The following is a 13,050-nucleotide window of genomic DNA, read 5'->3' as shown; positions in this document are numbered from 1 at the left end:
CAACAGGCGCCGCGTAACCTTTTGATTCGTGCGGCGTTCTCCGCTGCATGGACGGAGGTTTCGACGTGGCTGAGGCATCCTGCGACCCGAAGGACGTGGCGCTCGCCGCCCTCACCAACCTGATCCGGCTCATGGGGGCCGAACTGGTGGCCGGACGCCATCGCGACGACATCGCCGTATTCGAGCGGGCCGTGCGCGCCAAGGTCGGCGCGGTCGAGATCGCCGATTGCCCGACGGAGACCGTGCGGGCCGGCCTCGCCCTCGCATCCGCCCAGGTCGAACAGGCCCTCGAGCGGATCCGCCGGCAGGCCCAATCCACCTGCACCCCCGCCCTTCCGCGCGGCACCCCTGGCAAGACGGCCGGCAGCCCGTTCCTGCACTGAGCCTGTCGGACCGCGCGCGATGCAGCGGAGGCGAGGGTGTCGGTGCCTTGTGCGCGGTCAAGGGACAGGCCTGGATACGCGGCGCCCTGTTCTCGCGATTTTACAGGGCCTCCGGTACAGCGGGCCGGCTTTCACGGCCGGATGGCACGGGTCCAGCCCGCGCTCAGTGGCCGCCCGTCGCGCAGAAGCCCCCAGGCCGAACAGGCGGCGGGGGACCGGCCTCGCAGCCGGCCCCGCCGACCTCATGCGAACATGTCGGGCTGGGTCTCGGCGATGTGATTGTACAACGTCTGGAAGTGCAGCCAGCCGATATAGTCGCTGCCGACGTGCTCGCGGCTGTAGCGGGCCGTCTTCTCCGAGAGGAGCTGCGGCTTGATCCCGCTGGCCTCGACCAGGAGTTGCTGCTGGCAGACGCGCTCCAGGGCGATGAACCAGAAGGCCGCATCGTCGATGCTGTGGTGGCTGCAGGTCAGCAGGCCGTGGTTCTGGTGCAGCACGCCGCGGTTGCGGCCGATCTGCTGGGCGACCGAGAGGCCGCTCTCCTTCTCCACGGCCACGGCACCGGCCGAGGCGCCGATCACGGCGTGGCTGTTGTAGAAGGCCGCCGCGTCCTGGCTGATCATGTCGAGGGGTCGGCCGGTGGCGCACCACGCGGTGCCGTAGGTGGTGTGCGCGTGGCACATCGCCATCACCTCGGGGTGCTCGTCATGCACGGCGGCGTGCAGGACGAAGCCCGCCCGGTTGATCGCGTGGCGTCCCTCGACGACCCGGCCCCTGTGGTCGGCCAGGATCAGGTTCGACATCCGCACCTGTGAGAAGTGCACGCACATCGGGTTGGTCCAGTACAGCTCCGGACGCTCGGGATCGCGGATCGTGAGGTGTCCGGCGAAGCCGTAGTCGAAGCCGTGCATCGCGAAGGCCCGGCAGGCGGCCACGAGGTGCTTCTTGCGGTAGTCGCGCGCCTCGGCATGGCTGGCGAAGTCCGGCATCTCCGGGAAGATCAGGCCGGCCTGCTCGGGCTGGTAGATCGAGGTCCGCTTGCGGCCGGCATCGTCGTCGGGCAGGTCGAGGGTGGTCGCCGCGTCGTGGGAATGATCGTCGAGCATGGCATATCCTTTCAGTCGCAGTGGGGGGCGGGGTATCAGCGGTTGACGAGGCGCTTGGGCACCGTCAGCGCCAGGAGGCTGCCCAGGGCGAGGCAGGCGGCGAGGGTGTAGACGCCGAGGCTCGTGGACTTGGTGGTGTCGACGATCCAGCCGATCAGGTAGGGGCTCACGAACCCCGCGAGGTTGCCGACCGAGTTGATCACCGCGATGCCGGTGGCGGCCGCCGCCCCCGCCAGGATGGCGGTGGGCAGGCACCAGAACTGGGCCAGGGTCACCAGCACGCCGATGGTCGCCACGGTGAGCGCCGCCTCGGCGACGATCAGGTCGGTGCTGAACCGGATGCTGACCAGCCAGCCCGCCACCCCGACGAGGCCCGGCACCGTGATGTGCCAGCGCCGCTCCCGGGCCGCGTCGGACAGGCGCCCGACCGTGATCATCGCCACCGCGGCGGCGCCGTAGGGCAGCATGGTCAGGAGGCCGATCCGCAGCGGATCGGAGACGCCCGCGCCCTTGATCAGGGTCGGCAGCCAGAAGCCGACGCCGTACAGCCCCATGATGAAGAAGAAATAGATCCCGCAGAGCAGCCAGACCCAGCCGCTGGTGAAGCCGTCGCGGAAGCGGTGGGCGGTCACGGCGGCGCCGTCGGCCGCGATGGTGCGGGCGAGCAGCGCCTTCTCGTCGGGCTTGAGCCACTTCGCCTTGTCGATGCCGTCGTCGAGATAGGCGAGGACGCAGAAACCCAGTACCAAGGAGGGCAGCGCCTCGATCAGAAACAGCCACTGCCAGCCCGCGAGGCCGCCCGTGCCGGCGAACGCATTCATGATCCACCCGGACAGTGGGCCGCCCACGAGTCCGGCGATCGGGATGCCGGTCATGAACAGCGCGATGATGCCCCCGCGCCGCTCGGACGGGTACCAGTAGGTCAGGTAGAGGATCACCCCCGGAAACAGTCCGGCTTCCGCGAGGCCGAGGAGGAAGCGCAGCACGTAGAACCAGGTCGGCGACGTCACGAACATCATGGCGGCCGAGATGACGGCCCAGCTGAGCATGACCCGGGCGATCCAGATCCGGGCGCCGACCTTATGCAGGATCATGTTGCTCGGCACCTCGAACAGGAAGTAGCCGAGGAAGAAGATGCCGGCGCCGAGGCCGTAGATCGTCTCGCTGAACTGGAGGTCGCCCAGCATCTGCAGCTTGGCGAAGCCGACATTGACGCGGTCCAGATAGGCCGCGACGTAGCAGGCGAATAGGAACGGCACGAGGCGCCACGTGACCTTGCGGTAGACCCGCGTCGTTTCGTCGAGACTGGGCTCGACGAGGGTCATGACCCCCTGTGCCATCGCGTCGTCTCCCTAGACTTTATCGTTCCGCGACCGTCTCTGCGGTGCGAGCGGCACTATCCTGCGCGGTCGGGGCGTTGACAAACGACGATTTTTCACGCGTTTCATGAATTCAATTCATGGATTGCCCATGCGCCGGATCCCGAGCTTCCCCGCCCTGCGGGCCTTCGAGGCCGCTGCGCGCCTCGGCAGCTTCGCCCGGGCGAGCGGGGAGCTGCACCTCACGCCGTCTGCGGTGAGCCACCAGATCCGGGCCCTGGAGCGCTGGTTCGGGCGCGCGCTGTTCCGGCGGGCGAACCGCCAGGCGACGCTCACCGCCGACGGCCAGCGGCTGCTCGCGGGGCTGACCGGTGCCTTCGACGCGATCGAGACGATCTGCGCCGACCTGAGCCCCCCGCCGCCCTCGTCGCTCGCCGTGCACTGCACGCCGAGCTTCGCGGCCAAGTGGCTCGGGCCCCGGCTTCCCGCCTTCGTGGAGACGCATCCCGGCATCGCGATCCATCTCTCCACCAGCGCCGATCCGGTGGATCTCGGCCGGCACGGGGAGATCGACATCCTGATCGCCTATGGCCGGCCGCCGCGCGGGCCGGGCCTGGCCGTCGAATCCCTCGGACCGGAGGAGATCGCTGCCCTGTGTACGCCGGAGCTCGCCCGGACGATCGGGCCGGTCGGGCCCGGGGTGGCCGGGCGCTTCACGCGGCTGGACTCGTCCTTCAGCCCGGTGCGGTGGCCGGACTGGTTCGCCCGCAACGGCCTGCCGGTCCCGGCGGCGGCGGCCGGTGCGGCCTTCGATCGGGGCTCCCTGGTGATCTCGGCCGCGGTTCAGGGACTCGGGGTCGCGCTCGAGACCCTGCGGTTCGCCGAAGGCGAGATCGGCGCGGGCCAGCTCGTGCGCCTGGGCGGCGGCCAGGTCGAGAGCCTGTACCGGGACCTCCACTTCATCTGCTACCGCGAGCGGGACGGGGCGCTGCAGAAGATCCAGGCCTTCCGCCACTGGCTCCTGGCGGTGGAGGAGGCGAGCCGGGCCCGACCGCATCCGCCCGCACGCGACGGGGCCGGGTCACGGTGATCCCAGCCAGAAGGCATCGCCGGCCGCCTCGGCCTGCCGGGTCAGGAAGTCCGAGACCAATCGGACCCGCGGCAGGTCGCGGGTGTCCGCGTGGGCGATCAGCCAGTAGGCGCGGACGATGCGCACCGCCCCCGGCAGGACGGCGACGAGCTCCGGGCAGGTGCGGGCCAGGAAATGCGGCAGGACGGCGAGGCCGGCCCCGCCACGCACCGCCTCCAGCTGCGTGATCACGTTCGAGATCCGCGCCTGCGGATGGATCGCCGCCGAGACCTGCGGCAGGTAGTTGAGCTCGCTCGTCCAGAGCAGATCGTCGACGTAGCCGATCCAGCGGTGGTGCGGGAGGTCGTCCGCAGACCGGATCGCGCCCGCCGAATCCGCGTAGGCCCGCGCCGCGTAGACGCCGAGCGCGTAGTCCACGAGCTTGCGGGCGTAGAGCCGGCCCGTCTCCGGACGGGTCATGCCGATGGCGAGGTCGGCCTCCCGCTTCGACAGGCTGAAGCTGCGCGGGTTGGCCACCAGCTCGATCTCCAGGGCCGGCTGGGCGGCGCAGAATTCGGCGAGGCGCGGGGCCAGGAAATAGGTCCCGAAGGCCTCGGGGGTGCCGAGCCGGACGGTGCCGCCGACCTGATGCGCATCCACGTCCAGACGCGCGCGCAGGCCGATCGCCACACTCTCCATCCGCTCCGCATCCGCCAGCAGCCGCTCGCCGTCAGCCGTGAGGGCGAAGCCGGACGGGCGTCGGTCGAACAGGCGCGTGCCCAGGGCGCCCTCCAGGGCGGACAGGCGGCGGCTCAGGGTCGAATGGTCGATGCCCATGCGCTGGGCGGCGATCGTCAGCCGCCCGAGCCGGGCGACGGCCAGGAAGGCGCGCAGGTCGTTCCAGTCGAAGTCGGACATCGCGCCCCGCCGGTGCCAGGCATGGGAATTCGCGCACGGCGCCTTTGCAATCCTTCGCATGGGCGTGCGCCAGATCGAATGATAATTCCGATCTCGCGACAAAGTGCAAACGCGGCGGGGACCGGGCCGAAGCCGGACCGATCGCGGATCGTCCAGGGAGAGTGCCACATGGCCTTGTTTTCCAAGCTTCAGCGGCGGGCGCAGGAGGGGCGGCCCGTGCGGGTCGGCCTGATCGGCGCCGGCAAGTTCGGCTCCATGTACCTGTCGCAGGCGCCGCGCACGCCCGGGATCCACCTGATCGCCGTGGCCGATCTGTCGCCGGACCGGGCGCGCCAGGCGCTGCGGCGGGTGGGCTGGGACGAGGCCGGCTTCGCGGCGCGCGGGATGGAGGCGGCGGCGCAGGCCGGCACGACCTTCGTCACCGAGGATGCGGACGCGATGATCGCGAGCCCCTTCGTGGACATCGTCATCGACGCCACCGGCAGCCCGGCCGCCGGCATCCACCACGCCCTGACGGCCTTCGCGCACGGCAAGCACGTCGTGATGGTCAACGTCGAGGCCGACGTGCTCGCCGGCCCGCTGCTGGCCCGCCGGGCCGCGGAGGCCGGGGTGATCTACTCGATGGCCTCGGGCGACCAACCGGCGCTGATCGCCGAACTCGTCGACTGGGCCCGCACCATCGGGCTTGAGGTGATCTGCGCCGGCAAGGGTACGAAGTACCTGCCGGCCTACCACGCCTCCACGCCCGACACGGTCTGGGGCCATTACGGCTTCAGCGCCGAGCAGGTGGCGGGGGGCGACTTCAACCCGCAGATGTTCAACTCCTTCCTGGACGGCACCAAATCGGCGCTGGAGATGGCCGCGGTGGCCAATGCCTGCGGCCTGACGCCCCCGCGCGACGGGCTCGCCTTCCCGCCCTGCGGCGTCGACGACCTGCCGGGCGTCCTGCGGCCGGTGGCCGACGGCGGCTGCCTCACCGAGCGCGGCACCGTCGAGGTGGTCTCGTCGCTGGAGCGGGACGGGCGGCCGGTGTTCCGGGACCTGCGCTGGGGCGTCTACGCGGTGTTCGAGGCGCCGAGCCCCTACGTGCGCGACTGCTTCGCCCAGTACGGCCTCAAGACCGACGACAGCGGCCGCTTCGCCGCCACCTACAAGCCCTATCACCTGATCGGCCTGGAACTCGGGATCTCGGTGGCCTCCATCGCGGTCCGCGGCGAGGCCACGGGCGCCACGGGGGACTGGCGCGGAGACGTGGCGGCCACCGCCAAGCGGGCCCTGCGGGCGGGGGAGAAGCTCGACGGCGAGGGCGGCTTCACCGTCTACGGCAAGCTGATGCCGACCCGCGATTCCCTGGCGCAGGATGCCCTGCCGATCGGGCTCGCCCATAACATGGTGCTCAGGAACGACGTGCCCGCCGGCCAGGCCGTGCGCTGGAGCGACGTCGCGTTCGACGCCGGCCAGGAGGCGATCCGCGTCCGGCGCGAGATGGAGGGCCTGTTCCGGCAGGAACTGGGCCTCGGCGCGGCCGCCCGGAAGGTCGCCTGAGCCGCGCGTCCGCCCCGCCCCCCTGATCGGGAGCCCGCCCCGCCCGTGCGGCGGAGCGGGCCACAGTCCAGCACGACCGCGACAGAGCCCACCCAACGGGCCGATCGGAGGAAACCATGGACCATGCAACCAGCCTCGGCCTGAACGCGCGGGTGGCGGAGACGAACGTCTATCGCAAGATCACGTGGCGGATCATGCCGTTCATCGTCGTCTGCTACCTGTGCGCATATCTCGACCGGGTGAATGTCGGCTTCGCCAAGCTGCAGATGATCTCGGATCTCGGCTTCAGCGATGCCGTCTACGGCTTCGGGGCCGGGGTCTTCTTCATCGGCTACTTCCTGTTCGAGGTCCCGAGCAACCTCGCCCTACACAGGCTCGGCGCCCGGGTCTGGATCGCCCGGATCATGATCAGCTGGGCGATCATCTCGGCCCTGACGCTGTTCGTGGCGACCCCGCTCCAGTTCTACGTGGCGCGGTTCTTCCTGGGGCTGGCCGAGGCCGGGTTCTCGCCCGGGATCATGCTCTACCTGACCTACTGGTTCCCGGCGAAGAAGCGCGGCTTCGCCCTCGGGTTCTACTACATCGCGATCCCCCTCGCGGGCGTCGTCGGTGGTCCGGTCTCGGGGCTGATCCTGGAGCATTTCAGCGGCTCCACCGTGATGAAGGCCTGGCAGTGGCTGTTCCTGCTGGAGGCGGCGCCCTCCCTGCTGGCCGGCATCGCCGTGCTCTTCCTGATGGTCGACAGGCCCGAGCAGGCCTCCTGGCTGACCGAGGCCGAGAAGGCGGAGGTGAGTGCCGAGCTGCGCCGGGAGGACGGCGAGAAGGTGACGCACGCCTCCTCGGCGGCCTTTCTGCGGGATGCGCGGATCTGGAAGCTCAGCGGCGTCTACTTCATGACCATTATCGGTCTCTACGGGATCAGCTTCTGGCTGCCGTCCATCGTGAAGGAATCCGGCATCACGAACGTCGCGACGATCGGCTGGCTCTCGGCGATCCCCTACCTCGTCGCGATCCCGTCCATCATCCTCACCGGGATCAGTGCCGATCGCACCCGCCGGCGCCGGGCGCATTTCGCCGTGGCCCTGGCGACCGGCGCGGTCGGCTTGGCGCTCGCCGGCTATGTCGGCCAGAGCCCCGCCGCCGCGGTGGCCTGCCTGTGCGTCGGCACCGCCGGCATGCTCTCGGCGCTGTCGCTGTTCTGGGGTGTGCCCTGCGCGTTCCTGGCCGGCACCTCGGCGGCCGCCGGGATCGCGACGATCAACTGCATCGGCAACCTCGCTGGGTTCGTCTCGCCCTACATGGTCGGGGGGCTGAACGTCCTCACCGGCAATCCGGCGATCGGCCTCTACGCGGTGGCTGCCTGCATGCTGGTGGGCGCGGCGTTGATCCGGATCATCCCGGCCTCGCTGAGCGATCGATAGCGGCGCCTTCGCCGATCCGAAGCCGTGGGGTCGGGGCGGGTGTCATGGAGCCGGACTTCTGCGAACGGCCCGGCCTCGCGGGTGTCGCGCTGAATGTCTCCTCCGGCTCCGGGTCCGAATGGCCCGGAATGACCGGGTTGGGTGCCAAGCGGCCGGTCGGAACCGGCCGAGCGCGGTCAGGCCGCTGCCGTGAGGTCGATGCGGCCATACAGGGACCCGTGCCGGAAGCGGTCAGGACGGGTCCCGCAGGCGTCTGCTTCCGATCCGCAGGGTTTGATCGTCCGCGGCGAACGGAAGCGTCGCGCGATCGGAACGCACGACGCTTCCGTCCCCCCTGCGACGGTCGGTCCTGCCGGCCTCCGAGGGGTGTGGAACGCCAGCCGCGGGAGATGCGCATCAGTCGGCCGCCGCCGTGCGCGGGGCCACCTCCCCTCCGGCGATGTGCACGACATCGCCGCTGGCCAGGAACTCCTGCGGGTTGTCGATGAGTTTTTCGGCGGTCGTTATGCCCAAGCGCACCTCGACCTCGTTGCCGAGGTTCCGGCCCAGCGTCACGGGCTTCAAGACGACCCTGTCGTCGTCCGCCACTTCCGCCACCTGCGTGCCGTTGCGGTCAAAGATCAGCGCGGTGGCGGGCACGCGCAGAATGCCGGGGTCGGAGGGCACGTGGAATCGGACCTCGACAAACGCGCCCGGCCAGAGCTTGCCCTCGGGGTTGTCCGCCTGAAGCTCGACCAAGCCCTTCCGGGAATCCTCCGCGATCGCGTTGGACATGGACGTGACCTCCGCGGTGAACGGCGAGTCCTGCCCAGGCACCCTCAGGGCCGCCTGAAGCCCTGGCTTCATCACGGCCAGGAAGGCCTGCGGCACGTTCACGTAGACGCGCACGCGATGGATGTCAGACACCCGATAGAGCGGCCGCCCCGCCGTCCCCCCCGCCGTGAGCAGGTCGCCGATGTCGACATTGCGCGCGGTCACGACGCCGTCGAACGGCGCCTTGATCTCCTTGAACCGCGTCAGCTCCTCCAGGCGCCCGACGTTGGCCTGCTGGGCGACGATGTTTGCCTTGGCCACCGACAGGGCCGCGGCCCGGGAGGCCGCGGTGAAGCGGTCGGTGTCGCCGCGCTCCTCGCTCGACCAACCCTGTGTCACGAGGCGGGCGGTGCGCTTGTTGGTGGCCGCGCTGAGGTCGGCGTTCGCCTGGGCCTGATCGACCGCGGCCTGCAGCTGGACGAGGGTGGCGCGCGCCTCCGCCAACTGCTGGTCGAGGTCGGGCGCCGAGATCTCGGCCAGGATCTCATCCTTGCGCACCCGGGCGCCGATATCCCGATGCCAGGCCGTGACGTAGCCGCTGGCGCGCGCGTAGAGCGAGCCCGTGTAGAAGGCGTTGAGCGACCCGGGCAGAGTCAGGTCCTCGTCCATAGGGCCGCGCCGCGCCTGCACGACCCGGACGGTGGGTACCGCTTGGCGTTCGGTCCAAGCCTCGACGTCCTGCATTCCTTTCGCCCGGTCGCCGATGCCGAGCCAGGCCAGCGCCGCCGCGCCGACTGCCACGCCGGCCAGGAGCAGGCTGACCCTGCGCGCCGACGGCGTGCGGGGCGGCGCGAGGGGAGGTTCGACGCGATCGCGATCGATGTCGTCTCGGGGATGCATGCGGGATCCGGATCAGGCGGACGAGGACGGGACGGCATGGGCAGCGGCGTCGAGCGGCGTCGTGCGCCGGCTTCCCGCTCGACGCGGCCGCCCGTGCACGATGCCGAAGACCACGGGCACGAAGAACAGCGTCGCCAGCGTTGCAAACAGCAGGCCGCCGATGACGGCGCGGCCGAGCGGCGCGTTCTGGCCTGGCTCGATCGCCATCGGCGCCATGCCGATGATCATGGCCAGCGCGGTCATCATCACCGGCCGCAGCCGCGTCGCTCCGGCTGCCAGCGCGGCCTCGAGCGCGCTGCGCCCGGCGCGGAGCTGCTCGCGGGCGAAGCTGATGACCAAGATCGAGTTGGCGGTGGCCACGCCCATGCACATGATCGCCCCGGTCAGCGCCGGTACCGAGACGTGCGTGTGCGTCGCAAACAGCATCCAGACGATCCCGGCCAACGCCGCGGGCAGCGCCGTCACGATGACGAACGGATCGATCCAGGACTGGAAGTTGATGACGATCAGCAGGTAGATCAGCACGATCGAGAAGGCGAGACCGACGAGCAGCTGCTGGTAGGCCTGCGCCATGGTCACCGCCTGCCCGCGCACGGTGACGGTCGACCCCTTCGGCAGGTCGGATTTCGTCGCGTCGATCGCCCGTTCGATGTCCGCCGTAACACCGCCGAGGTCGCGGTCCTGCGTCGTGGCCAGAATGTTGACGGTGGGCGCGATGTTGTAGTCGGTCGCCACGGCGCTGAGCGGTTCAGGCGCGATCGAGGCCAGTCCACCCAGGAGCTGTTCCGAGCGGGCGGCGGTAATCGGCAGGTTGTTGAGGTCGCCCAGCGTATCGATGGCGTATTGTGGCGTCTGGACCGAGACCGGGTAGGACACGCCGTTGCGCGGGTCGAGCCAGTAGGTCGGGGCCGTCTGCGTGCTGCCGGACAGCGTCGCTTGGATACTCGTGGCGGCGTCGCCCTCGGTGAGGCCGACGACACCCGCGAGCGCGCGGTTGAAGTCGACCCGGAGGGCTGGGTTGCGCGCCTGCTCTTGGATGCGCGCATCGGCGACCCCCGCCACGCGTCGGACCCGGGCCAGCAGCTTGTTGGCGTAGGCGCGCCCCCCAACAACGTCGCGCCCTGCAACCTGCACGTCGAGCGCGGCGGGGGAGCCGAAGTTCAGGATCTGGCTGACGATGTCAGCGGGCAGGAACGCGAAGGTAACACCCGGAAAGTCCTGCGGCAGCCGCTCGCGGAGGGCGCGGGTCAACGCGGCCGTCGACGGGCCGCCCGCCGCCTCCCCCTGGCCGCCGGCCTCGTCGAGGGTCACCAGCATGTCGGCGTCGAAGGTGCCGATGGTGCCGCTGTTGCCGTAGGAAATATTGATGCCGCTGATCGGAAGCCCGATGTTGTTGACGACGCTGGCCACGCGCCGCGCGGGGATCAGGGCGCGCACGCGCCCCTCGACCCGCCCGGTCAGCGCCGTCATCTCCTCGATGCGCGTGCCTGTCGGCGCCCGCAGGTGAATGCGCAACGCGCCCGCGTCCACATCGGGGAAGAAGTCGCGCCCGAGGTAGGGAACGAGGCCGAACGACAGGGCGACGACCCCGAGGAAGCCGGCCGCGAACGTCTTCCGATGTGCCAGCGCCAGGGCGAGCAGCCCGAGATAGGCCTGTCGCAGCGCCTCGAAGCGGCGCTCGAAGCCCCCCTGAAACCGGGCGAACGGGCCCGGCTTGGCGGCCGGGTCCTGTCCGTGGGTGTGCTCGGTCAGCAGGTAGCGCGCCAGCGTCGGCACCAGGGTATAGGTGAGCGCGTAGGACGCGATCATCGCGAACACCACCGCCATCGCCAGAGGTCGAAACAGGAAGCCCGCCACGCCGCCGAGCGCCAGGAGCGGCACGAAGGCGATGCAGATGCAAAACAGGGCGATGGTGGCCGGCGGCATGATCTCCTGAGCGCCGCGGGTGATCGCCGTGACGATATCCTCGCCGAATTCCTCCATGTGCCGGTTGATGTTCTCGATGGTCACGGTGGCGTCGTCGACGAGGATGCCCACCGCCAGCGCGAGCCCGCCCAGCGTCATCACGTTGATGGTCTGCCCGAGCGCCGACAGCGCGATCAGCGAGCACAGCACGGCGAGCGGGATCGAGACGGTGATGATCAGGGTGGAGCGCCAGCTGCCCAGGAACACCAGGATCATCAGGCCGGTGAGGGCGGCGGCGATCACACCCTCGCGCACCACCGCCACCACGGATTCCCGCACGAAGCCGGATTGATCGGCGACGTACTTGAGGTCGACCCCGGCCGGCAGGGTCGCCTGGATGGCCGGAAGGCGCGCCTTGACCTCGGCGATGATGTCCAGCGTCGAGGCGTTGCCGATCTTCAGGATCGACATCAGCACGCCCTTCTTGCCGTCGAGTTGGACGACGTTGGTCTGGGGCGGCGAGCCGTTGCGCACGTGGGCGACGTCGCGCATGAACACCACGGCGCCGTCGACGACCCTGACCGGCAGGTCGTTGAACGCCTCGATCGTCTTCGGGGAGTCGTTGAGGTCGACGATCCACTCGAAGGTCCCGATCTTCTGCGTGCCGACCGGGTTGATCAGGTTCTGCCGGGCCAGTGCCGCGCCGACGTCGGCCGCCGACAGGCCGTGCGCGTGGAGCGCCGACTGGTCGAGGTCGATCTGCACCTGCCGCGCCGCGCCGCCGTAGGCGTAGGGCAGCTGGGCCCCGGGGATCGTGGTGAGCTGCGGCCGGATGAAATTCTGGGCGAGGTCGTTGAGGGCCGTCTGCGAGAGGCTGTCGCTCGACAGGGCGAGCTGGATGATCGGCACGCTCGACGCGTTGTAGGCGAGCATCAGCGGCGGCGTGATGCCCGGCGGCAGCTGCTTGAGCTGCGTCTGCGAGATCGAGGTGACCTGCGCTTGGGCGGCGGTGATGTCGACGCCGGGCTGGAAGTAGATCTTCACGATCCCATAGCCCGGGACCGACTGGGATTCGATGTGCTCGATGTCGTTGACCGTGGTGGTCAGAGAGCGCTCGAACACGGAGACGATCCGACCCGACATGTCATCGGCCTGCAGACCGGTATACTGCCAGACGACACTGATGACCGGGATGCCGATACGCGGGAAGATATCGGTCGGCGTCCGGACGATCGACATGACCCCGAAGATGAGGATCAGGATCGACATCACGACGAAGGTGTAAGGCCGCAGCAGAGCCAGTCGGACGATCGCCGCCATGCCTTGGATCCGCCTCAATCAGTTCGGTTGACGAAAGCCGCCGACCGCGTTCATCCGCATACCGTATTATGCATTCATAGGGCCAGTGCGGCAATTTGATGATGTCGATCGCGCGTGACGATCAGAAACATCGAGAGACAATGTCTGGATTCTAGACAACAAGGATGTTTCTGCTAATATAATATTAAAGATTGCTCGGATTAGATGTCCAGATCGTGAAAATTTTCGTGACGGTAAGTCCGTGGGTTGCGTTTGGCCCTTCGCGATTATCCGTCACCCAATCGCGGGGCGTTGCCTTCAAGCATTCGCTATCGGATCGCAGAATAAAATCGACGCTCCGCACGCGGCTTTGAGCTGAGACAGCGCCCTGGTTTGATGAATTCAGCCACGCAGCAGCTATGCGCTGGGCCA

Annotated in this window: 9 protein-coding genes; 4 read left to right on the top strand and 5 right to left on the bottom strand. The window is 69.3% G+C overall.

Annotated features, from left to right (window positions below; genetic code table 11):
• The first annotated feature begins 65 nt into the window (after positions 1-65).
• Entirely contained in the window at positions 66-383 is a 318-nt protein-coding gene (locus tag MKK69_RS08015; RefSeq protein WP_243967251.1) for a hypothetical protein, read from the top strand.
• A 242-nt stretch (positions 384-625) separates the two neighbouring features.
• On the opposite strand, the gene MKK69_RS08010 is transcribed toward MKK69_RS08015, so the two are convergent.
• Entirely contained in the window at positions 626-1,489 is an 864-nt protein-coding gene (locus MKK69_RS08010; protein ID WP_243967250.1) for a class II aldolase/adducin family protein, read from the bottom strand.
• A gap of 35 nt (positions 1,490-1,524) precedes the next feature.
• Positions 1,525-2,829 carry an MFS transporter gene (locus MKK69_RS08005; RefSeq protein WP_243967249.1) on the bottom strand — a complete coding sequence of 435 codons (1,305 nt, stop codon included), beginning with the start codon at positions 2,827-2,829 and terminating at the stop codon, positions 1,525-1,527.
• Between the two features lie 130 nt (positions 2,830-2,959).
• Between MKK69_RS08005 and MKK69_RS08000 the strand changes: the two genes are divergently transcribed.
• On the top strand, positions 2,960-3,898 hold the full coding sequence (locus MKK69_RS08000) for a LysR substrate-binding domain-containing protein (RefSeq protein WP_243967248.1): 939 nt from the start codon (positions 2,960-2,962) through the stop codon (positions 3,896-3,898).
• Here MKK69_RS08000 and MKK69_RS07995 read toward each other — a convergent pair.
• A complete protein-coding gene (locus tag MKK69_RS07995; protein WP_243967247.1) occupies positions 3,890-4,795 on the bottom strand; it encodes a LysR family transcriptional regulator in 906 nt (301 codons plus the stop codon). The two genes, MKK69_RS08000 and MKK69_RS07995, sit on opposite strands and share 9 nt — an antisense overlap.
• Before the next feature lie 168 nt (positions 4,796-4,963).
• Here MKK69_RS07995 and MKK69_RS07990 point away from each other — a divergent pair, with 168 nt between their 5' ends.
• Together MKK69_RS07990 and MKK69_RS07985 are read left to right on the top strand one after the other, a co-directional pair.
• Complete coding sequence (locus MKK69_RS07990; RefSeq protein ID WP_243967246.1) at positions 4,964-6,340, top strand: NAD(P)H-dependent oxidoreductase; 1,377 nt, start codon at positions 4,964-4,966, stop codon at positions 6,338-6,340.
• Between the two features lie 116 nt (positions 6,341-6,456).
• Positions 6,457-7,761, top strand: a complete 1,305-nt coding sequence (locus tag MKK69_RS07985) for an MFS transporter (RefSeq protein ID WP_243967245.1) — start codon at positions 6,457-6,459, stop codon at positions 7,759-7,761.
• Between the two features lie 396 nt (positions 7,762-8,157).
• Here MKK69_RS07985 and MKK69_RS07980 read toward each other — a convergent pair whose 3' ends face one another.
• Together MKK69_RS07980 and MKK69_RS07975 are read right to left on the bottom strand one after the other, a co-directional pair.
• Positions 8,158-9,414: an efflux RND transporter periplasmic adaptor subunit gene (locus MKK69_RS07980; RefSeq protein ID WP_243967243.1), complete on the bottom strand. Its 1,257-nt coding sequence runs from the start codon at positions 9,412-9,414 to the stop codon at positions 8,158-8,160.
• A 12-nt stretch (positions 9,415-9,426) separates the two neighbouring features.
• Positions 9,427-12,639, bottom strand: a complete 3,213-nt coding sequence (locus tag MKK69_RS07975; protein WP_243967242.1) for an efflux RND transporter permease subunit — start codon at positions 12,637-12,639, stop codon at positions 9,427-9,429.
• Between the last annotated feature and the right edge of the window lie 411 nt (positions 12,640-13,050).

Source organism: Methylobacterium sp. J-026, from assembly GCF_022829585.1.
GTDB lineage: Bacteria > Pseudomonadota > Alphaproteobacteria > Rhizobiales > Beijerinckiaceae > Methylobacterium.
The sequence above is the reverse complement of the archived record's forward strand: the minus strand, read 5'-3'. Positions and strand labels throughout refer to the sequence as shown.

What these genes read in the sequence shown, in the direction of transcription:
- MKK69_RS08005 (WP_243967249.1), bottom strand. Translation starts at nt 2,829, where the DNA reads ATGGCACAGGGGGTCATGACCCTCGTCGAGCCCAGTCTCGACGAAACG.
- MKK69_RS08010 (WP_243967250.1), bottom strand. Translation starts at nt 1,489, where the DNA reads ATGCTCGACGATCATTCCCACGACGCGGCGACCACCCTCGACCTGCCC.
- MKK69_RS08000 (WP_243967248.1), top strand. Translation starts at nt 2,960, where the DNA reads ATGCGCCGGATCCCGAGCTTCCCCGCCCTGCGGGCCTTCGAGGCCGCT.
- MKK69_RS07995 (WP_243967247.1), bottom strand. Translation starts at nt 4,795, where the DNA reads ATGTCCGACTTCGACTGGAACGACCTGCGCGCCTTCCTGGCCGTCGCC.
- MKK69_RS07990 (WP_243967246.1), top strand. Translation starts at nt 4,964, where the DNA reads ATGGCCTTGTTTTCCAAGCTTCAGCGGCGGGCGCAGGAGGGGCGGCCC.
- MKK69_RS07975 (WP_243967242.1), bottom strand. Translation starts at nt 12,639, where the DNA reads ATGGCGGCGATCGTCCGACTGGCTCTGCTGCGGCCTTACACCTTCGTC.
- MKK69_RS07985 (WP_243967245.1), top strand. Translation starts at nt 6,457, where the DNA reads ATGGACCATGCAACCAGCCTCGGCCTGAACGCGCGGGTGGCGGAGACG.
- MKK69_RS07980 (WP_243967243.1), bottom strand. Translation starts at nt 9,414, where the DNA reads ATGCATCCCCGAGACGACATCGATCGCGATCGCGTCGAACCTCCCCTC.